Origin of the sequence: Bradyrhizobium genosp. P (assembly GCF_049949265.1) — a bacterium.
Lineage (GTDB): Bacteria > Pseudomonadota > Alphaproteobacteria > Rhizobiales > Xanthobacteraceae > Bradyrhizobium.
The window spans coordinates 5,769,726-5,788,511 of the sequence record NZ_CP188195.1; the positions used below are offsets into that span (position 1 = coordinate 5,769,726).

Below are 18,786 nucleotides of genomic sequence, written 5' to 3' on the forward strand. Positions count from 1 at the left end.
CGTAGGGACTCAAAGCGTCAATACAGCCCGCCCGTCCCCGATCGCATCACCGCGCGATCTGCGTCCGGCGAAATCCCGGCCTGCGTCCCGTCGATCACATCGGTGCCTGCGACGAGATCGTTGCTTGGTGGCGCCTGACCCGGCTTGAAGGCTTCGAGGATGACGCCTGATGTCTCGCCGGGCCCGGCTCGCGCACCGGTCTTGGCCACGACGCGAACCAGCCTGATGCCGGGTGGTATCTTGAACGGAACGGGCGGCTTGTCGGCCAGCGCCAGCTTCATGAAGTCGCGCGCGATCGGCGCCGCCGTATGACCGGCCTGCGCATTTCTGCCGAGAGAGCGCGGCTTGTCGTAGCCGACATAGAGCGTGACCACGAGATCGGGCGAGAACCCGGAGAACCACAGATCCTTGGCCTCGTTACTGGTGCCGGTCTTGCCGGCGATCGGCTTGCCGACCTCCTTCAGCGCGATACCGGTGCCGGCCTGCACCACCCCCTCCATCAATTCGGTGATCTGGTAGGCGGTCATCGGGTCGAGCACCTGCTCGCGGCGGTCGACCAGCTGCGGCTCGGGCTGGTTCTTCCATCCCTCCGGCGCGTCGCAACCGCGGCATTCGCGCTGGTCGTGCTTGAAGATGGTGTGGCCATAGCGGTCCTGGATGCGGTCGATCAGCGTCGCCTTCACGCGACGGCCACCATTAGCGATCATCGAATACGCGGTCGCCATCCGCATGACCGTGGTCTCGCCGGCGCCCAACGCGTAGGAGAGGTAGTTCGGCAATTCGTCATAGACGCCGAAGCGCTTGGCGTATTCGCCGATCAGCGGCATGCCGATCTCCTGCGCGAGCCGCACCGTGACGGTGTTGAGCGACAGCCGCAGCGCGTTGCGCAGCGTGACTTGCCCCTGGTATTTGCCAGTGGAGAAGTTCTCCGGACGCCAGACACCACCCCCCTGCCCGAGGTCGATCTCGATCGGCGCGTCGATCATCATCGTCGAGCCGGTGTAGCCATTGTCCAGCGCCGAGGAATAGACGATCGGCTTGAACGTCGAACCGGGCTGCCGGTAAGCCTGGGTGGCGCGGTTGAACTGACTCTGATCGAACGAGAAGCCGCCGACCATCGCGAGCACGCGGCCGGTCCGCGGATCCATCGCCACCATCGCGCCTGAAATCTCGGGAATCTGGCGCAGCCGATACTGGCCTTCGACGATGTGGCCATCCTTGGTGTAGAGCGGATCGGCGTAGATCACGTCGCCGGGCTGCAGCACCTGCGCCACCGATGACGGCGTCCTGCCCTTCTGAGGTCCGGAGACCGCCCTCGCCCATCGCACGCCGTCGAGCGGAACGAGGCCGATCTCGCGCTGCTTGCTGACGGCGCCGCCGAGTTCGCGGCCCGGCTGGAGGCCGATCCGCGCCGACTGATCGTTGCTCTCCAGCACCACGGCCATGCGCCAGGGCGAGATGTCCGTCAGCGACTTGATTTCAGCGAGCGGCACGCCCCAGTCGCCGGAAACATCGAGCTTCTGAATCGCGCCGCGATAGCCCTGCTGCTCGTCATAGTTCACGAGGCCCGCCACCATGGTCTTGCGCGCCATCACCTGGATCTTCGGATCGAGCGTGGTGCGGACCGACAGGCCGCCCTCATACAGCTTCTTCTCGCCATAGCGCTCGAAGATGTCGCGGCGGACCTCCTCGGAGAAGTATTCGCCGGCGAAGGTGTGCGCGCCGCTGCTGCGGGTGGTGACGGTGAGCGGCTCCTTGCGGGCCTTGTCGGCATCGGCCGCGGTGATCCAGCCATTTTCCTGCAGGCGGTCGATCACATAATTGCGCCGCTCGATGGCGCGCGCCCGGTTGCGCACCGGATGCAGGCTTGCCGGCATCTTCGGCAGCGCCGCCAGATACGCCGCTTCCGCGATCGTCAGCTCGTTCACCGGTTTATCGAAATAGACCAGCGATGCCGCCGCGATGCCATAGGCGCCAAGGCCGAGATAGATTTCGTTGAGATAGAGCTCGAGGATCTTGTCCTTGGAATAGGTCCGCTCGATCCGCATCGCCAGCAAGGCTTCCTTGATCTTGCGGGAGAACGACACTTCGTTGGTCAGCAGGAAGTTCTTGGCGACCTGCTGGGTGATGGTGGACGCGCCCTGCGGGCGGCGGTTGGAACCGTAGTTCTGGATGTAGGCCAGGCCGGCGCGCGCCATGCCGGAATAATCGATGCCGCCGTGCTCGTAGAAATTCTTGTCCTCGGCCGCCAGGAAGCTGTTGATCACGAGCTTCGGCACCGCCTGGATCGGCAGATAAAGCCTGCGCTCCTTGGCGAATTCACCGAGCAACGAACCGTCGACCGCATGCACGCGGGTCATCACTGGCGGCTCGTAGTTCTGAAGCTGCGAGTAGTCGGGCAGATCCTTGGAGAAATGCCAGAGCAGCCCGGCGATACCTGCCACGCTGACCAGGAACACGACGGTTCCTGCCGCGAACAAGAATCCGAAAAATCGCACCAGAAATCGCATTGACCAGTTCCCATGGCGAACGCGCGGCTCCTTCTGAGCCCGCTGCCTGCCACATCGTGGTCCCGTATATCGATCGCTCCGCGTGCCCGCAATTCGATGCGGGAGAATTAAAGCGGGCCGGACGCCAAACTTATGCCATAGAGCCCGGCTCGCACCCGGGCCCAAATCAGCGCGGCCGCTGCCGTGGGGCTGCGGCGTCGACGTCCGCCCACCCTGGGCGCCCGGAGACCATTCGGTTGTACTGGGTCAACGGTACCCTTAACCAGCCGTTAACCATGACGGCCGCATCTTGTTACCTATAGTTTATTCGCGGCGAGCTAACACATGGCACAGCGCGGTTTTAGAAGACCATTTTTACCCGACGAGAACGTCCTTGGACTGCCGAGGACGGCTGCACCAAGTGCGGGCTCGCAGGCTCTCGACCTCGTCTATCAGGCTGCGGACTTGTTCCGGAACATCGAGGACAGGGTTCGCGCAACCGAGATGCGGGCCGATGCCGCCGAGCGCGCGCAGTTCGACATCATCAGCACCACCGAGCGCAAGCTGAGAGACGCTTCCAAGGCACTGGAAGAGGCGCAAAAGCGCATCCAGACCCAGCAGGACCAGTTGGCGGCACTCGAATTTCGCGCCCAGACGGCCGAAACCGAGTCACTTGAGGCCAGACGGACGCTAGCGCAGGTCGAGGACGCCATTCGCAGACGGCTGCTCCTCACAGGCGGTCCGGCAGACAACGGTTCGACGGCTGCCGCCTGATAAGAAGCCCATCCTGCCGGCCGCGATGACGATCAGTAGCCGTCAGCTAGTCCGCTGTTGCGGCGCGGATCGTTGGCCCCATAGAAGCGATTATTGCCGATCGGCTTGCCGTTGAGCGACGGCGCGCCGATGATAATGACCGCCAGATGATTGGCCGGCTGCGGTGGGCCGAACTTGTGGCCCATCCCTTCCAGGATCTTCCGGGTATCGGGCGACAATGTGTAGTCCTCCACATTGGTCAGGTCCGGGAGCCACTGCTGGTGGAAGCGCGGCATGTCCACGGCCTCCTGCGCGTTCATGCCGTAGTCGATGGCGTTGATCATCGTCAGCAGCACGGCCGTGATGATGCGGCTGCCGCCGGGCGTGCCGACGACCATGACCGGCTTGCCATCTTTCGTCACGATGGTCGGGCTCATCGAGGATAGCGGACGCTTGCCGGGAGCGATGGCGTTGGCCTCGCCCTGCACCAGGCCATAGAGGTTCGGCACGCCGATCTTGGCAGTGAAGTCGTCCATTTCATCGTTCAGCAGGACGCCGGTCTTGGCCGCCGTCACCTTGGCGCCGAACCAGTCGTTCAGCGTGTAGGTGACCGACACCGCGTTGCCATCCTTGTCGGCGATCGAATAATGCGTGGTGTTGCTGCCTTCATGTGGCGCAACGCCCGGCTTGATGTCCCTGGACGCGCCGGCCTTGGCCGGATCGATCACGGCACGAATCTTCGCGGCGTAATTCTTGTCGAGCAGGCGGTCGAGCGGGTTCTTCACGAAGTCCGGATCGCCGAGATAGCTGTTGCGGTCGACATAGGCGTGACGCATCGCCTCGATCTGGTAGTGCACAGCCTGCGCGGAGTGATAGCCCAGATCCTTGAGCGGATAGCCCTCCAGGATGTTCAGCATCTCGCAGATGACCACGCCACCCGAGCTCGGCGGCGGCGCGGAGACCACGTGATAGCCACGGTAATCGCATTCGACCGGCGCAAGCTCGCGGACCTTGTAATTGTCGAGGTCCTCCTGCGTCAGCAGGCCCTTGCCGGCCTGGCTCGAAGCGACGATGGCGGCGCCGACCCAGCCCTTGTAGAAGCCGTCGGTGCCCCGCTTTGAGATCTCGCGCAGGGTCTCGGCGAGTTCATGCTGCGTCAGCCGATCACCGACCTGGAACGGCTTGCCGTTGTTGAGGAAGATGGCGGCCGAGGCCGCATCGTCCTTGAAATCATCGGTTGCCGTTTGCAGCAAGGCGATGTCGCCCTGGTCCAGCACGAAGCCATCCTCGGCGAGTTGCAGCGCCGGCGCGGTCGAGATACATGTTGGCGGTGGCGCCCTTCGGCGCCATTTCGCGGAAATCGAGGAAGGTCTTGCGGCCGTCGGCGAGCTGGATGGTCATGAAGCCACCGCCGCCGAGATTGCCGGCGGCCGGATAGGCGACGGCGAGCGCGTATCCCACCGCGACCGCCGCGTCGACGGCGTTGCCGCCCCGCTTCAGCACGTCGACGCCGACCTGCGCGGCCAGATGCTGGGCCGCAACCACCATCCCGTTCTCGGCGGCGACCGGTGCCACCGACGCCGCGTGGCCAGGCGCAGCGGCGGTGATGCCGACAGATACGATCGCGGCGGCGATCCACCGCGCGCTCATCCCTGGATTTTGCATTGAAACTCTCCCGGACAACGCCGATTGTTGCGGCGCATAATGCGATTTGAGCGCGGAAGCCTAACAGGCTGCGCGCTCGTGCACCACAGCCTCGTCAGATTGCCCTGTCCGTGGAAGTCACGTCAGCCCGACGCCCGCGCGTTCTCCGGCCCTGCAAAATCCAGCACCGGCGCCGCCGCAAGCAGGGCCCTGGTGTAGTCATGCTGGGGATGATCGAACACGTCGTCGCGCGAGCCCTGCTCACGATGCGGCCGCCCTGCATCACCACGACGCGGTCGGCGACCTGCTCGACGGCGGCGAGATCGTGGCTGATGAACAGAAAAGCAAAGCCGTATTGCGTTTGCAGCCGCTCGAACAATTTCAGCACCTGGGCCTGGATCGTCATGTCGAGCGCGGAGACCGGCTCGTCCGCCACCACAAAGGATGGATGCCGCACGATCGCGCGGGCGATGGCGATGCGCTGGCGCTGTCCGCCCGACAGCTCATGCGGCCAGCGCTGCGCGAAGCCGGCAAGCCCGACCTCGTCGAGCATGGCGGCGACGCGGCGGTCGCGCTCGCCGGACGCGAGGTCCTGCGAAAGCAGGGACGACAGATGATGTTGAGGCGCGCCGCCTCTCCTACCCACGCGCGATCCCGCGGCGCCGGCCGATTACTGGCAGCCATGCCGGTGGCCGTCGCGGCCGAGGAAGGTGCCGGTCGCGGGATCGAACGAATGGTAGCGTGCGCAGGCCGACGGCATCGTCGGAGCGATGGCGCCGTAGGCGTTGGCCGGATCGCTGTGGCGCTGAGCCGCCAATTGCTGTTCACCCCATGGCGTCAGGGCGCCGCCGTCGATCGCGCTGCGCCCGGGATTCTGCGCGTCAAATGCCGCCGGCTCCGACATCTGGGCCACGGCTGGTGTGAACATCACGCCTTGCAGCAGCACTGCGGCCGCAATCATCTTGAGTCCGGTCATATGACATCTCCGTTGCGTCGGTCCCAGGACGACGTTGCCGCCCTCTCACATCAAGGACCGATCGGGTGAGACGGAAATTCCGGCCGCAGAGAGAGACATGGTCACAATGCCGCGACGTGGCCGCGGCGACCCATTGCCGCCGCGACACAGGGCGTCCCGGCGAGGCCCTAGTGGTCATGCACATCGGGCCGCGGATCGCCGACAAAGCCGTCGCGGTTCGGCATCTTGACGGCGGCAAGCGATTTGGCATCGAGCACGGCGCTGGCCGAAACGACACCGTTGAGGCTGAGGATGTAGGCGGACACCGCGTAGACATCGTCATTGCGCAGCGACTGCGGCGCGTTCTGCGGCATCGCCCGCCTGATGTAGTCGAACAGCGTCGAGGCATAGGGCCAGTAGCTGCCGACGGTGCGGATCGGCTTCGGGCTCGCCAGCGTGCCCTGCCCGCCGACCAAGCGGTCACCGATGCCGCCCTGCCCGTTGTCGCCATGACATGCCCCGCATTGCTCGCTGAACACGACGCGGCCGCGCTCGACGCTGCCGCTACCCGGCGGCAAATTGGATCCGTCGCGGCCGATGTCGATGTTCCAGCCGGCGATCTCCGCAGGCGTCGCGGCCCGCCCGATGCCGTAGCGCTCCGCCGCCTGTGCGGCGACACCGATAGCCATGATCGCGCAGGTCACAAGCGCAGCCTTGAGGTCAAGCCTGGCCATTGCTCACCTCGCCGTTCGCATCGATCCGCCACGGCCAGATCGCGTTGTTGTGGTAGAAGGAATTGAGCCCGCGCACCGCGACCAGTTCGGCGAGCGTTGGCTGGATGTATCCGGTCTCGTCGATGGCGCGGCTCTGGATCATCGCAGGCGTCCCGTCCCAATGCCAGGGCACGCGGAAACGCGTCAACGCGCGCGTCAGCACCGGCTCCTGGAGCGCCGCGTCCTGCCAGCTTTTGCCGGCATCGACCGAGACCTCCACGCGCCTGATCTTGCCGTGGCCGCTCCAGGCAATCCCGGTGATCTCGTGAAAGCCCTGCGTGGTCAACTTCTGCCCGCCCGAGGGGCGCGTGATGATCGACTTGGCTTCCATCGTGAAGGTGAATTCGCGCGAGGTGCCGTCCGGCATCGGGTCGGTGTATTTCGAGGTTTCCTCGCGCGAATAAGCTGGCTCGGCCGCGACCTTGAGCCGGCGCAGCCATTTCACATTCATGTTGCCCTCGAAGCCGGGCACCAGCAGCCGCAGCGGATAGCCCTGCTGCGGACGCAACCGTTCGCCGTTCTGGCTGTAGACCAGCATGGCGTCGTCGAGGCACTTCTCGATCGGAATGCTGCGCGTCAACGCGGCGGCATCGGCACCCTCGGCCACGATCCATTTCGCTCCCGGCTGCGGGCCAGCCTCATCAAGCACTGTCTTCAGCGGCACGCCGGTCCATTCGGCGCAGCTCACGAGGCCGACGAGGTCGGATGCCGTCTTGCCATAGGGCTTGGTATAGGCCGGATTGCCGGAGCACTCGATGAAATGGATGCGCGATTGCGACGGGAAGCGGCGGATGTCGTCCATCGTGAACACCAGCGGACGGTCGACCATGCCGTGCAGCATCAACCGGTGCTCGGCCGGATCGATGGTCGGCACGCCGCCATGGTGACGCTCGTAGAACAGCCCGTTCGGCGTAATGATGCCGTCGAGGTCCTGCAGCGGCGAACGGCTCGCGGCCGAGATGTATTGCGGCAGCGTCTTCGAGATATTCTTGACGACGGCTTTCTCATGGATCGACGGCGTGCCGTAAGGCTGGCTGCCCATCGGATCGCCGGGTGCCTTCATCCATTCGGGCACATTGGGTGGAAGATTGCTCTCGGACTCGGCAAGTGCGTTTGTGCCAGCGAGACCTGCCATCGCAGAACCGCTTGCCAAAGCCGCACCCGCCTGAAGGAAATGCCTGCGAGACGCCTCTCGCACGCGCTTGTCCGTCGTCTGTTCGCTCATCGACGTTTTCCTCTGACGTTCGTGTCGTCGGTGCAACTAACACCAAACGCCCGAGGCCGTGCAATGATCCAACGCAAGGCCGTCCATCAACTGCCCGCGATGGTTGGTATCTTCCGGCGTGGCGGCTTAGCCCGTCACCGGCGGCGTGCCATGGGTGTGGAACGACTCGATCGTCTTCAACCCCCACGCCTGTCCCTTCTTGCGCTCCTCCTCGGTCCACACGATCGGCTTCCAGTCCGGCGCGAGGATCAGGCGCGCGCCGGCATTGGCGACCTCGACGCGGTTACCGCCGGGCTCGTAGACATAGAGGAAGAATGTCTGCTGGATCGCGTGCTTGTGCGGCCCGGTCTCGATATGCACGCCGTTCTCCAGAAAGATATCGGCGGCGCGCAGGATCTCCTCGCGGCTGTCGAGCGCATAGGTGACGTGGTGGAAGCGGCCCGTCTTGCCGTAATGGTCGCGCGTATAGGCGAAGTCGTAGCTCTTGTTCGACATCGTCATCCACATCGCCGCTTCGGTACCGTCATTCAATACGATCTGCTCGGTGGTTCGGCAGCCGAGATAGTTTTCGAAGAACAGACGGTTGGCCTTGATATCGACCGCGAGGCAGTTGAGATGGTCGAGCCGGCGGACGTTGACGCCGCGCGCCGGAAAGCGCTGCGCCTGGTTCTTCAGCGCCGGCTTGAGTTCGGGCGGCGCCTGGTACCACTCGGTCTCGTAATAAAGCTCGACGACATGGCCGTCGGGATCGCGGCAGCGAAACGCCGGCCCCTGCCCCATGTCGCCGTCTACCCACCCGATATCGAAGCCAGAGCCCTTCAGCGCCGCAACGCGGCGCTCCAGCGCCTGCTGGCTGCGGGCACGCAGCGCCATATGCTCCATCCCCGATGTCTTCGCGGCCGTGAGCTTGAGCGAATAGCGCTCATAGTCATCCCAGCCGCGCAGATAGACCGACTCGTCCTTGCGACCGCTGACCGTCATGCCCATGACGTCGACGAAGAATGCCAGGCTCTCGTCCGGCTTCGGCGTCAGCAGCTCCATATGACCGAGATGGGCGAGATCGAAGATCGGTTCCGGCTGCATGGGGCAATCTCCTGCCGCGGCGACACCAAACGGACGTGGCAAGCCATCGTTCAGGCGAGCAGACGCGTCACGTGTCTATTTGTACTACTGTACAAGAGATTAGGTCCCGTCAACAAATTATTGGGTTGGCACCGGACGCTGAAGGAGTGGGACCCGCGCTCAGCCTCGCGACATCATGATGGGCACCGGCGCGTATGGCCGGAACGCGGTCGCCGATATCGTCAGCGCGACGGCGAGCGCGCATACCACCCAGAGCTTCATCCGCGCCGTCCGACGGTCGGTCATCGGCAGCACGAAGAAGAACGTCATCGCAAGAACGAGAAGCGCGTTGACGAGATAGTACATGGCGGAGCCCTCTTGTTGCGCGGATACAAGATGGCGGGCCGTCGCACCATATTCCGTGGCCAATATCACATTAGCAGGAGCGGCCGCAGCCGGCCGTCAGGCGACCGAGGCGGCTTTCTCGCAGTGCGACGACAACAGCTTCCGGATCTCGACTGCCGGGACCGGCCGGCTGAACAGATAGCCCTGCATTTCGGTGCAGCCGAGAATGCGCAGCAGGTTGCGTTGCTGCTCGGTCTCGACGCCCTCGGCGGTGGTGGTCATATCGCTGGCCGCCGCGATGTTCACGACAGCCTGGACGATCGTGGACGACGCGCCCGTGACGGCGAGATCCTTGATGAAGGCGCGATCGATCTTGATCTTGTCGAACGGAAAGCGCTGCAGATAGCTCAGCGAGGAGTAGCCGGTGCCGAAATCGTCGAGCGCGATGCGAACCCCGAGATCTCGCAACTGATGCAGGACATCGAGCGCGGCCTCGTCGTCGCGGATCAGTACCGCCTCGGTGATCTCGAGCTCGAGCCGCGAGGCCGGAAGCCCCGACGCCGCGAGTGCAGCGGCGACGTGCAGCGCCAGCGTCTCGCTCTTGAACTGGATCGGGGACACGTTGACCGCGACACTGATGTGATCCGGCCAGTTCACCGCTTCCTGGCAGGCGGTATTGAGCACCCAGTGGCCGAGATCGTTGATCAGGCCGGTATCCTCCGCCACGGGAATGAAATCCGCGGGCGAGATGGTGCCGCGTTCCGGATGGCGCCAGCGCAGCAGCGCTTCGCAACAGCTGACCCTGCCGTCCTCAAGATGCAGCAGGGGTTGATAGTGAAGCTCGAAGCCGCCGTCGGCGATCGCCTGACGCAAATCGAGCTCCAGGCTGCGGCGCGCCATGGCGCGCGCGTCCATGCCGGTCTCGAAGAACCGGTAGGTGCGGCGGCCGTCGCTCTTTGCCCCGTAAAGCGCGAGGTCGGCGTTGCGCAGCAATTGATCGATGTCGAGACCGTCGCCGGGTGCGAGCGCGATGCCGATGCTTGCATCGGTGGTGATCAGATGTCCGTTGCAATCGATCGGCTGGCGGATGGCCTGATAGATCGCGGCAAGCAGCTGCATGGTTTCGGTGTGACTGCGGATCGGGGTCTGAATCACGGCAAACTCGTCGCCGCCGAGCCGTGCCGCGACATCGGCATCCGTGAGGCAGGAGCGCAGGCGATCGGCGATCGCCTTGAGCAGCGCATCGCCAACCGGATGACCGAGCGCATCGTTGACGCCCTTGAATTCGTCGATGTCGACATACATGACGGCCAGTTGCTCGCCTGGCTGGATAGCCTTCAGCGCCAGCTCCAGCCGTTCGCGGAACAGCACGCGGTTCGGCAGATCGGTCAACGCATCGTAATGCGCCATATGGGCGATCTTCTCTTCGGCGCGGGTGCGCGCGGTGATGTCCTCGATCGTCGCCACCCATCCACCCTGTGGCAACGGCTTGTTGACGATCTCGATGGCACGCCCACCCGGCGCCTGTGTCAGCTGGCGCGTTCCCTTGCCAAGCTCCACATTGCGGATGATGGCATTGCAGAACTCGTCGACATCGCCGTCGAACGAGCCGGTCTCCTGGCGGTGCTCAATCAGCCGCTGCATGGTACAGCCCGGTTTGGCCACGTCGGACGAGAGGCCGAACATGTCGATGTAGGGCTGGTTGCAGATGATGATGCGCGCCGACGCGTCGTAGAGAACGAGTCCCTGCGGAATGTTGTTCACGGCGGTCGAGAGATTACGGCGCTCGATCGCGAGCCGCTCGTCCGAGACCTGATGCCGCTTCAGCACCAGGAAGACAATGACGGCCAGGATCACGACGGCCGCCATCAACAGCCCTTCGCGCACGCTCCAGCCCGCGGTCGCGCTTCCGAGCAGGCTACCGACCAACATGCCTGCGCAGAAGGCAAGCCCCTTGGTCGAGCCGGTATCGGTATTCTCTGGCGATGGATTGCGGTCTTCGATGCTTACGCTCACGCTGATCTCTCCCCGAGCGCGGCATCGTTACCCAGCACAAATGGAAAGGGCGTTACAACTCGCGGTTAGCAATCGGTTACAAGATACCACAGGATAACGTGTGGTAAATCGCATCGGGCATCCGTTGATTAACGATCGGGCAGTGCTCTCCTTGGACATGGTGAATTCCGCGTTAACGGGAGAATCGTCAAATCAGTTGCCGTTCGCGCCGGAAAGCCACGATTTCGCCGCCGAAGCGCAGCAGTCGGCGGTGCTGCCGCCCATGACCAAGAAACCCTGACCCGGAAGGTGCAGATTTAGCCGATCCGGAACCGCAACGACTTAACGCTTTTTCCAGCCCCGCCGCATCATATTAGTCTGGAATTTCTCAGAACAGCCAGGCCGCAACCGTGACATCCTTCGGACGTGTGATCTCTGTGCGCGGCTCGCAGGCCCGGGTCGGCCTGATGGCCGCCGGCCAGACGCCGCTCTCGGAGGTGCGTGCGACCGTCGGCCGGTTCGTCAGCATCCGCTGCACAACCTCGGTCATCGTTGCCATGATCACCGAAGTGTCGTGCGAGGACCTGCACGAATCCGACACCTACATCGCAACCGCCTCGGTTGACCTGCTCGGCGAAATCCTCGGCGGCGAGCGGCCGAAGTTTCAGCGCGGCGTCACCAACTATCCGACCATCGGCGACGGCGTCGAGCTGATCACCAGTCAGGAGCTGCGCACGGTGTACGCGCCGAGCGGCTCGGACCAGATCAATGTCGGCACGCTGCAGCAGGACCGCTCGATCGTCGCCTATGTCGACGTCGAGGAAATGCTCTCCAAGCACTTCGCGGTGCTCGGCTCGACCGGCGTCGGCAAATCGACCGGCGTGTCGCTGCTGCTCAACGAGATCCTGAAGTCGCGGCCGAGCCTGCGCATCTTCCTGCTCGACGTGCACAATGAATACGGCCGCTGCTTCGGCGATCGCGCGCAGGTGCTCAACCCGCGGAACCTGAAGCTGCCGTTCTGGCTGTTCAACTTCGAAGAGATCGTCGACGTACTGTTCGGCGGCCGCCCCGGCGTACCCGAAGAGCTCGACATTCTCGCCGAAGTGATTCCGATCGCGAAGGGCCTCTATACCCAGTACCAGAACTCCGACCGGGTCGGCCTCGGGCTGAAGCGCGTCGATCCGAGGCAGGTCGGCTACACCGTCGATACGCCGGTGCCCTACCGCCTCGTCGACCTGATCTCGCTGATCGACGAGCGCATGGGCAAGCTGGAGAACCGGTCCTCGCGCATCATTTATCACAAGCTGATCTCGCGCATCGATGCGGTACGCAACGATCCGCGCTACGCCTTCATGTTCGACAACGCCAATGTCGGCGGCGACACCATGGCGGAAGTGATCAGTTACCTGTTCCGCCTGCCCGCCAACGGCAAGCCGATGACCATCATGCAGCTCGCCGGCTTCCCCGCCGAGGTTGTCGACTCCGTGGTGTCGGTGCTGTGCCGCATGGCGTTCGATTTCGGGCTGTGGAGCGACGGCGTCTCGCCGATGCTGTTCGTCTGCGAGGAAGCGCACCGCTACGCTTCCGCCGACCGCAACATCGGGTTCGGGCCGACCCGCAAGGCGGTGTCGCGGATCGCCAAGGAAGGCCGCAAATACGGCGTCTATCTCGGCCTCATCACCCAGCGTCCGGCCGAGCTCGACGCGACCATCATCTCCCAGTGCAACACGCTGTTCACGATGCGCCTTGCCAACGACCGCGACCAGGCGTTGCTGCGCTCCGCGGTCTCGGACGCCGCCGCCAATCTGCTGTCCTTCGTGCCCTCGCTCGGCACCCGCGAGGTCTTGGCGTTCGGCGAAGGCGTGGCGCTGCCGACGCGGCTGCGCTTCAAGGAGGTGCCGCCGCATCAATTGCCGCGCGGCGAAGCCACCATTGCCACGGTGCCGTCGGTCACCGCCGGCCATGACATGCACTTCGTCAGTGCCGTGCTGGAACGCTGGCGCGGCGCGACCTCGCATCGCGACAGCGCAACAGCCAACGACGTCGGCATCAACGACCGCGCGCCGCCGCGCCCGATGGCGCCCGTGGAAGCTCCGATGCTGCAGCCCTCATTGGGGCTCGATCCGGATCGCTTCTCGCTGCTGAAGAAGCCGCTGCGCTAGGCGCCGACGCGGCTTGCGCCGAATCTGCCATCGACTATGGTTTCGCCCGACGCCGCATTCCTGCGGCATGCCGGAACCTTCTCATGACGCAGCCGACCGCAAAACGCTTTGCCACGCCCGCCCTCGACAAGCTCCCCGAGGACATCCGCACCCGCATCCTTGCCGTGCAGGAAAAATCCGGCTTCGTGCCGAACGTATTTCTGTCGCTGGCCTATCGTCCCGACGAGTTTCGCGCGTTCTTCGCCTATCATGACGCGCTGATGGAGAAGGACAGCGGGCTGACCAAGGCCGAGCGCGAGATGATCGTGGTGGCGACCAGTGCCGCCAACCAGTGCCAGTATTGCGTGATCGCCCATGGCGCGATCCTGCGCATCCGCGCCAAGAATCCGCAGATCGCCGACCAGATCGCGGTCAACTACCGCAAGGCCGACATCACACCGCGGCAGCACGCGATGCTCGACTTCGCGATGAAGGTGAGCCGCGCGGCGGAGGAGGTCTCGGAGACAGACTTCGCTGCCCTTGCCGCCCACGGCTTCAGCGACGACGACATCTGGGACATTGCGGCGGTGGCAGCGTTCTTCGCGCTTTCGAACCGGATGGCGAATGTCACCGCGATGCGCCCGAACGACGAGTTCTACATGCTCGGGCGACAGCCGAAATAGGGGGTGGCATCGGTGCACTGGAGCGAGATCATCCTGCGGCTCGGCGTCGCCACGCTCGCCGGAGGCGCGATCGGGCTCGACCGCGATTTGCGCGGCAAGCCGATCGGCCTGAAGACGCTCGGTCTGGTCAGCCTCTCTACGGCGATGGTCGTGCTGCTTGCCGTACAGTCCGTCGAGCCTGACAAGCTCACCGACGCCACCAGCCGTGTTATCCAGGGGGTACTGACCGGCATCGGATTTCTGGGCGCCGGCGTGATCGTCCGGCAGGGCGATCGTCTGCGGGTCCGCGGCCTGACCAGCGCGGCGTGCGTCCTGTTCGCCGCCTGCATCGGAATCGTCTGCGGCGCCGGTCAGTGGCCGATCGTCGTCACGGCACTCGTTCTGGCATTCCTGCTGCTGACTTGCGGAAAATCCGCGGAGCGGCGGTTGCATCGCGCATTGGGTGGCAAGGAAGACCCGCGGGAGCCGGACGCGGGTCCTCCGCCCACGCCTTCCGGTTGATCAGTCGTCGTCCGCCGGGCCGCACCAACCGGGCAGATAGGTCGCGTCCTTGCCACGTCCGAGCGCCAATCCCCGCTCCAGCGCCTTGGCGAAATTGTTCTCCACCATCTTGCGCGGGATATGCCGGCGCAGGAAGTCGGCCCACAGGAATTCGCTGAACGGCGTCGTGTCCTTGGCGAAGCCGCCGGCGCGGCGCATCTCGCCGGCGAGGCTGCGGAATGGATCATCCTTGAGATCCTTGATCGATCTCGGAATGTCCTTGAAGTGGCGGCGCTCGCCCTTGGAGTCGTAGGGATAGACCCAGCGCTTGTTGTCCATGACGCCCCAGAACACGTTGCGCTCGACCATCGTGAGGTCACCGATCACGGTAACCAGGATGTCCTTGACGCCCTCCTCGTGGAGCGCCCGGGCCATGTGATGGTGATCGACCACGTAGTAGCGATCGTCGGGGCCATGGACCACCGGGATCATGTGCTTGCCCAACAGCTCGGCACGCTTCTTGTTCGACGTGTGCTCGCGCCAGCGCTTTCGCTTCTCCTTCACCTCCTGCATCCCGACCGTCATCTGGGTCGGCCGCAGCGACAGGATGGGGACCGGCTTCACGTAGGGTTCGCGCGTATGGGCCATGATCTGAACTCCCGTTTGACCGCTGCTCTGCAATAGGTTCAATGGGTTCCATTATGACATGATGTTGCAGACCGGTGAAAGAGCCCGCGTTGAGTTGGATGGAATGGCTGGAAGAATAAGCGATCGCGCCAAAGGCCGCCTGGTTCGCCTCGGCAACCGCGAGGTGGTGACCGAGGGACTGGAGCTCAGTTTTTGGGCCGATATCAGCCATCGCTGCATGACGGCCTCGTGGCCGTCCTTTATTGGCGGTGCAGCATTGGTGTTCATCGTCTTCAATGCCTTCTTCGCGCTGCTCTATTGGGTCGGCAATCAGCCAATCGCCAACGTGCCCGGCGGCCAGTACGTCGACTACCTCTATTTCAGCATTGAAACACTCTCGACCGCCGGATACGGCGACATGCATCCGCAGACGCATTACGGACACTTCATTGCGGCCGTCGAGCTGTTCACCGGCATCTTCTCGATGTCGCTGATGACCGGACTGATCTTCTCCCGCTTCTCGCGGCCAAGCGCCCGCCTGCTGTTCGCCGACAACCCCGTGATCTCGAACCATGAGGGCCAGCGGACGCTGATGATCCGTCTTGCCAATGAGCGGCACAACATCATCGCCAACGCCAATGCGCGGCTGTGGCTGTTCAAGAATGGCGTCAGCAAGGAAGGCATGGCGTATCGCCGGTTCTTTGAATTGCCACTCGTGAGCAGCGAAAGCCCGGCGCTCGCGCTGAGCTGGACGTTGTTTCATACCATCGACCAGGACAGCCCGCTCCGTGGCCTCGAGGCCGCGGATCTAGCGGCCGTCAATGCCGGGCTCGGCGTGATCGTATCGGGCTACGACGACGTTGCAGCGCAAACGGTGCATGCGCGAAAGTCGTACGAATATTCCGATATCCGCATCGGCCATCGCTACGCCGAGATACTCAAGGCGACCGACGACGGTCGCCTCAGGATCGACTACAGCCGGTTCCACGAGACGATCGAGGGATGAATACCACCTCTGCGCGCACCAAGATTTTAGGTGTGACGCGCAACGAACATGCTAAACAAGGGCGGCGACGCGACCGGACTGACAGCAGTGAAAACGCAGCGGCCAATCACCTCGGATAGCGAGCACGTGGTGCTCAAATTCCGGCCGCGTACCTCGGCACAGCCGCCCGGCAAGCGCGAGGAGCCGATCCGCCCGGCCCGTCCTGCGCCGGTCGCCAATGACCTTTCCCGCTACGAGAAGCCGCGCGGCGAGCCGGACGATTTCCGCCAGCGCATGCTCGCCAATGTCGCCGCCTTCGCCTTTACTGTCGCACTGACCGCGATCGGCATCTGGCTCGCCATGAGCATCGCCGACCTGCGCAAGACTTAGGACTGCCTGGCCATGGGCCGCCGCGACTGCGCGAAGATTTCAGTGATGCCGCGAAGCTAGGCTGGTCGGAACCCTGCTCAAAAACCGCCCTCTTCGGGCCGGCCAAGCTCCATTGAACTAACGGCCCTGCTCCGATATACGGGCACTCGACTCCGGCGGGGGGAATTGGGCATTCCGGGACAACGCGCCCGCCTCCCCCAAGCCGTCCCGGATTTATCTCCAATATATCAAAGGCTTAATGATGTCTTCCACCTACGATCAGATCGCCAACATTATCGCGGAGACCTGCGACATCCCGCGCGACACGATCAAGCCGGAGAGCCACGCCATCGATGATCTGGGGATCGACAGCCTCGACTTCCTCGACATCGCCTTTGCCATCGACAAGGCCTTTGGAATCAAGATGCCGCTCGAAAAGTGGACCCAGGAGGTCAACGACGGCAAGGCGACGACGGAGCAGTACTTCGTGCTGAAGAACCTTGCCGACCGTATCGATGAGCTGGTTGCGGCCAAGAACGCGGCCGCGGGAACGAGCACGGGCTCGTAATCGCCCACCATGGACCTCGACTATTTCAAACTGATCGATCGCATCGTCGACCTCAATCTCGACGCGAAGACGATCACGGTCGAAGCACAGGTTCCTACTGCGCATACCATCTTCGAGGGGCATTTTCCGGGCTTTCCAATCATGCCCGGCGTGCTGCTGACCGAAGCGATGGCGCAGAGTTCGGGATGGCTCCTGCTCGGGCTGTTGAAGTTCGAACGCATGCCATTCCTGGCAATCGTCAAGGAAGCCAAGATGCGCGGCTTCGTCAGTCCCGGTCAGTTACTGACGATCGACGCAAAGCTCGAGCACGAAGGTTCTGGCTTTGCCGTCACAAAGGTAAAGGGGCGCGTCGGCAAGGAGGTGAAGTGCAGCGCTGAGCTGACCTTCGGCCTTTCTCCTTTCCCCGATCCCGCCTTCCGCGTCTACATGGACGCGATGGCCGAGAAGATAAGCTTCCCGCTGCAGGCAATACCCCAAGGCTGAAACTGAATATGGTTGAACCGAAAGAAGTCTGGATCACCGGAATCGGCCTGCTCTCCTCGCTTGGCGAAGGATTGGACGCGCATTGGGAGGCGTTGGGCGCCAAGCGTGTCAATGTCGACGAGACCAAGCTCGCGCCCTACGTCATCCATCCGATCGCCCCGATCAGCTTCGACGCCCAGATTCCGAAGAAGGGCGACCAGCGCCAGATGGAGACATGGCAGCGCATCGGCACCTATGCTGCCGGCCTCGCGCTCGATTCCGCCGGCGTCAAAGGCAATCAGGAAGTTCTGTCCCGGATGGACATGATCATCGCGGCCGGCGGCGGCGAGCGCGATCTCAAGGTCGACATGGCGATCATGAACGCCGACGCGCAGGGCAACTCGGAGCCGGGTTTCCTCAACGAGAAGCTGATGAACGAGCTGCGCCCGACGCTGTTCCTGGCGCAGCTCTCCAACCTGCTCGCCGGCAATATCGCGATCGTTCACGGCGTGTGCGGGACCTCGCGGACCTTCATGGGCGAAGAAGCCTCGAGCATCGACGCCGCACGCATCGCGGTCGCCCGCATCGGAGCCGGCCAGAGCGATATCGCGCTGGTCGGCGCCGCCCATAATGGCGATCGCGGCGACCTCCTGATGCTCTATCAGTTCGGCAATTTCAGCCTGACGGGCCGGCATGTGCCGGTCTGGGGCCGCAAGGACCGGCCGGGCTTGGCGCTCGGCTCCGTCGGCGCGTTCCTGGTGATTGAATCGCGCGAGCATGCCGAGGCCCGCGGCGCGAAGCCGTACGCGAAGCTGACCAAGGTGGTCGCCGACCTCGCCAAGCGCAAGCAGCCCGGCGCGGTGACGAAGTCGCTGGAGGCGATGTGGCCGCAGCTCGGCGTCAGCGACGACGGCGTCCTGATCACGGGCGCGACCGGCGCCGAACCCGCCACTGCCGAAGAGCGTGCCTTCCTGGACGAGCATCCCGGCCTGGCGGTGCGCGCCACCGGAACGACCTTCGGCCACACCGTCGAGGCGCAGTTTCCGCTCGGGCTCGCGCTGGCCGCGCTGTCGATCTCACGCGGAGCGCTTTATCCGGCCAACAACTCGACCGGGTTCGAGGTTGAAAAGGCCGGCGCGCCAACCCAGATTGTGGTGACGGGGGTCGGTCACTGGCAGGGCGAAGGCATGGCCCTGGTCGAGGCCGTAAAGTAAGTCCGGCGCAGCACCG

At 64.0% G+C, this 18,786-nt stretch carries 17 protein-coding genes and 3 pseudogenes; 10 read left to right on the forward strand and 10 right to left on the reverse strand.

Annotated features, from left to right (window positions below):
* Positions 1-17: 17 nt before the first annotated feature.
* Entirely contained in the window at positions 18-2,510 is a 2,493-nt protein-coding gene (locus ACP2YO_RS28005; RefSeq protein ID WP_426434382.1) for a penicillin-binding protein 1A, read from the reverse strand.
* A 324-nt stretch (positions 2,511-2,834) separates the two neighbouring features.
* Here ACP2YO_RS28005 and ACP2YO_RS28010 point away from each other — a divergent pair, with 324 nt between their 5' ends.
* Positions 2,835-3,263, forward strand: a complete 429-nt coding sequence (locus ACP2YO_RS28010; protein WP_426434383.1) for a hypothetical protein — start codon at positions 2,835-2,837, stop codon at positions 3,261-3,263.
* Positions 3,264-3,295: 32 nt separating this feature from the next.
* On the opposite strand, the pseudogene ggt reads toward ACP2YO_RS28010, so the two are convergent.
* From ggt to ACP2YO_RS28050, 8 genes and pseudogenes are all read right to left on the reverse strand, one after another.
* Positions 3,296-4,790, reverse strand: a pseudogene (ggt, locus tag ACP2YO_RS28015) (gamma-glutamyltransferase).
* A 239-nt stretch (positions 4,791-5,029) separates the two neighbouring features.
* A pseudogene (locus tag ACP2YO_RS28020) lies at positions 5,030-5,487 on the reverse strand (ATP-binding cassette domain-containing protein); the annotation flags it as partial.
* Between the two features lie 69 nt (positions 5,488-5,556).
* Positions 5,557-5,862, reverse strand: a complete 306-nt coding sequence (locus ACP2YO_RS28025; RefSeq protein WP_426434384.1) for a BA14K family protein — start codon at positions 5,860-5,862, stop codon at positions 5,557-5,559.
* Positions 5,863-6,029: 167 nt separating this feature from the next.
* Positions 6,030-6,575: a c-type cytochrome gene (locus ACP2YO_RS28030; RefSeq protein WP_426434385.1), complete on the reverse strand. Its 546-nt coding sequence runs from the start codon at positions 6,573-6,575 to the stop codon at positions 6,030-6,032.
* Positions 6,562-7,839, reverse strand: coding sequence for a sulfite dehydrogenase (gene soxC / locus ACP2YO_RS28035; RefSeq protein ID WP_426434386.1), 1,278 nt, complete (start codon positions 7,837-7,839; stop codon positions 6,562-6,564). The genes ACP2YO_RS28030 and soxC overlap by 14 nt, the downstream gene beginning before the upstream one ends.
* A gap of 126 nt (positions 7,840-7,965) precedes the next feature.
* Positions 7,966-8,922: a catechol 2,3-dioxygenase gene (locus ACP2YO_RS28040; protein WP_426434387.1), complete on the reverse strand. Its 957-nt coding sequence runs from the start codon at positions 8,920-8,922 to the stop codon at positions 7,966-7,968.
* 159 nt (positions 8,923-9,081) lie between these two features.
* The gene (locus ACP2YO_RS28045) at positions 9,082-9,267 is read right to left on the reverse strand and encodes a hypothetical protein (protein ID WP_426434388.1); all 186 of its coding nucleotides are present in this window, start codon (positions 9,265-9,267) and stop codon (positions 9,082-9,084) included.
* Positions 9,268-9,363: 96 nt separating this feature from the next.
* Positions 9,364-11,100 (reverse strand): annotated as a pseudogene (locus ACP2YO_RS28050) (putative bifunctional diguanylate cyclase/phosphodiesterase); the annotation flags it as partial.
* A 262-nt stretch (positions 11,101-11,362) separates the two neighbouring features.
* Between ACP2YO_RS28050 and ACP2YO_RS28055 the strand changes: the two are divergent.
* The 4 genes from ACP2YO_RS28055 to ACP2YO_RS28070 all read left to right on the forward strand — a co-directional run bounded on the left by ACP2YO_RS28055 (position 11,363) and on the right by ACP2YO_RS28070 (position 14,566).
* Positions 11,363-11,542, forward strand: a complete 180-nt coding sequence (locus ACP2YO_RS28055) for a hypothetical protein (RefSeq protein ID WP_426434389.1) — start codon at positions 11,363-11,365, stop codon at positions 11,540-11,542.
* Positions 11,543-11,708: 166 nt separating this feature from the next.
* Positions 11,709-13,403, forward strand: a complete 1,695-nt coding sequence (locus tag ACP2YO_RS28060) for an ATP-binding protein (protein ID WP_426443329.1) — start codon at positions 11,709-11,711, stop codon at positions 13,401-13,403.
* Positions 13,404-13,486: 83 nt separating this feature from the next.
* Complete coding sequence (locus ACP2YO_RS28065; RefSeq protein WP_426434390.1) at positions 13,487-14,065, forward strand: peroxidase-related enzyme; 579 nt, start codon at positions 13,487-13,489, stop codon at positions 14,063-14,065.
* 3 nt (positions 14,066-14,068) lie between these two features.
* Positions 14,069-14,566 carry an MgtC/SapB family protein gene (locus ACP2YO_RS28070; RefSeq protein ID WP_426434391.1) on the forward strand — a complete coding sequence of 166 codons (498 nt, stop codon included), beginning with the start codon at positions 14,069-14,071 and terminating at the stop codon, positions 14,564-14,566.
* Here ACP2YO_RS28070 and ACP2YO_RS28075 read toward each other — a convergent pair whose 3' ends face one another.
* Positions 14,567-15,193 carry a ParB-like protein gene (locus ACP2YO_RS28075; RefSeq protein ID WP_426434392.1) on the reverse strand — a complete coding sequence of 209 codons (627 nt, stop codon included), beginning with the start codon at positions 15,191-15,193 and terminating at the stop codon, positions 14,567-14,569.
* 103 nt (positions 15,194-15,296) lie between these two features.
* On the opposite strand from ACP2YO_RS28075, the gene ACP2YO_RS28080 reads away from it, so the two are divergent.
* From ACP2YO_RS28080 to ACP2YO_RS28100, 5 genes are all read left to right on the forward strand, one after another.
* Positions 15,297-16,178 (forward strand): ion channel, encoded by an 882-nt coding sequence (locus tag ACP2YO_RS28080; protein ID WP_426434393.1) that lies wholly within the window; start codon positions 15,297-15,299, stop codon positions 16,176-16,178.
* An 87-nt stretch (positions 16,179-16,265) separates the two neighbouring features.
* The gene (locus ACP2YO_RS28085) at positions 16,266-16,547 is read left to right on the forward strand and encodes a hypothetical protein (protein ID WP_426443330.1); all 282 of its coding nucleotides are present in this window, start codon (positions 16,266-16,268) and stop codon (positions 16,545-16,547) included.
* 241 nt (positions 16,548-16,788) lie between these two features.
* Entirely contained in the window at positions 16,789-17,094 is a 306-nt protein-coding gene (locus ACP2YO_RS28090; protein ID WP_426434394.1) for an acyl carrier protein, read from the forward strand.
* A gap of 9 nt (positions 17,095-17,103) precedes the next feature.
* Positions 17,104-17,577, forward strand: coding sequence for a 3-hydroxyacyl-ACP dehydratase FabZ family protein (locus tag ACP2YO_RS28095; protein WP_426434395.1), 474 nt, complete (start codon positions 17,104-17,106; stop codon positions 17,575-17,577).
* A gap of 8 nt (positions 17,578-17,585) precedes the next feature.
* The gene (locus ACP2YO_RS28100; RefSeq protein WP_426434396.1) at positions 17,586-18,770 is read left to right on the forward strand and encodes a beta-ketoacyl-ACP synthase; all 1,185 of its coding nucleotides are present in this window, start codon (positions 17,586-17,588) and stop codon (positions 18,768-18,770) included.
* The last annotated feature ends 16 nt before the right edge of the window (positions 18,771-18,786 follow it).

What these genes read in the sequence shown, in the direction of transcription:
- ACP2YO_RS28005 (WP_426434382.1), bottom strand. Translation starts at nt 2,510, where the DNA reads ATGCGATTTCTGGTGCGATTTTTCGGATTCTTGTTCGCGGCAGGAACC.
- ACP2YO_RS28010 (WP_426434383.1), top strand. Translation starts at nt 2,835, where the DNA reads ATGGCACAGCGCGGTTTTAGAAGACCATTTTTACCCGACGAGAACGTC.
- ACP2YO_RS28025 (WP_426434384.1), bottom strand. Translation starts at nt 5,862, where the DNA reads ATGACCGGACTCAAGATGATTGCGGCCGCAGTGCTGCTGCAAGGCGTG.
- ACP2YO_RS28030 (WP_426434385.1), bottom strand. Translation starts at nt 6,575, where the DNA reads ATGGCCAGGCTTGACCTCAAGGCTGCGCTTGTGACCTGCGCGATCATG.
- soxC (WP_426434386.1), bottom strand. Translation starts at nt 7,839, where the DNA reads ATGAGCGAACAGACGACGGACAAGCGCGTGCGAGAGGCGTCTCGCAGG.
- ACP2YO_RS28040 (WP_426434387.1), bottom strand. Translation starts at nt 8,922, where the DNA reads ATGCAGCCGGAACCGATCTTCGATCTCGCCCATCTCGGTCATATGGAG.
- ACP2YO_RS28045 (WP_426434388.1), bottom strand. Translation starts at nt 9,267, where the DNA reads ATGTACTATCTCGTCAACGCGCTTCTCGTTCTTGCGATGACGTTCTTC.
- ACP2YO_RS28060 (WP_426443329.1), top strand. Translation starts at nt 11,709, where the DNA reads ATGGCCGCCGGCCAGACGCCGCTCTCGGAGGTGCGTGCGACCGTCGGC.
- ACP2YO_RS28065 (WP_426434390.1), top strand. Translation starts at nt 13,487, where the DNA reads ATGACGCAGCCGACCGCAAAACGCTTTGCCACGCCCGCCCTCGACAAG.
- ACP2YO_RS28075 (WP_426434392.1), bottom strand. Translation starts at nt 15,193, where the DNA reads ATGGCCCATACGCGCGAACCCTACGTGAAGCCGGTCCCCATCCTGTCG.
- ACP2YO_RS28080 (WP_426434393.1), top strand. Translation starts at nt 15,297, where the DNA reads ATGGCTGGAAGAATAAGCGATCGCGCCAAAGGCCGCCTGGTTCGCCTC.
- ACP2YO_RS28090 (WP_426434394.1), top strand. Translation starts at nt 16,789, where the DNA reads ATGTCTTCCACCTACGATCAGATCGCCAACATTATCGCGGAGACCTGC.
- ACP2YO_RS28095 (WP_426434395.1), top strand. Translation starts at nt 17,104, where the DNA reads ATGGACCTCGACTATTTCAAACTGATCGATCGCATCGTCGACCTCAAT.
- ACP2YO_RS28100 (WP_426434396.1), top strand. Translation starts at nt 17,586, where the DNA reads ATGGTTGAACCGAAAGAAGTCTGGATCACCGGAATCGGCCTGCTCTCC.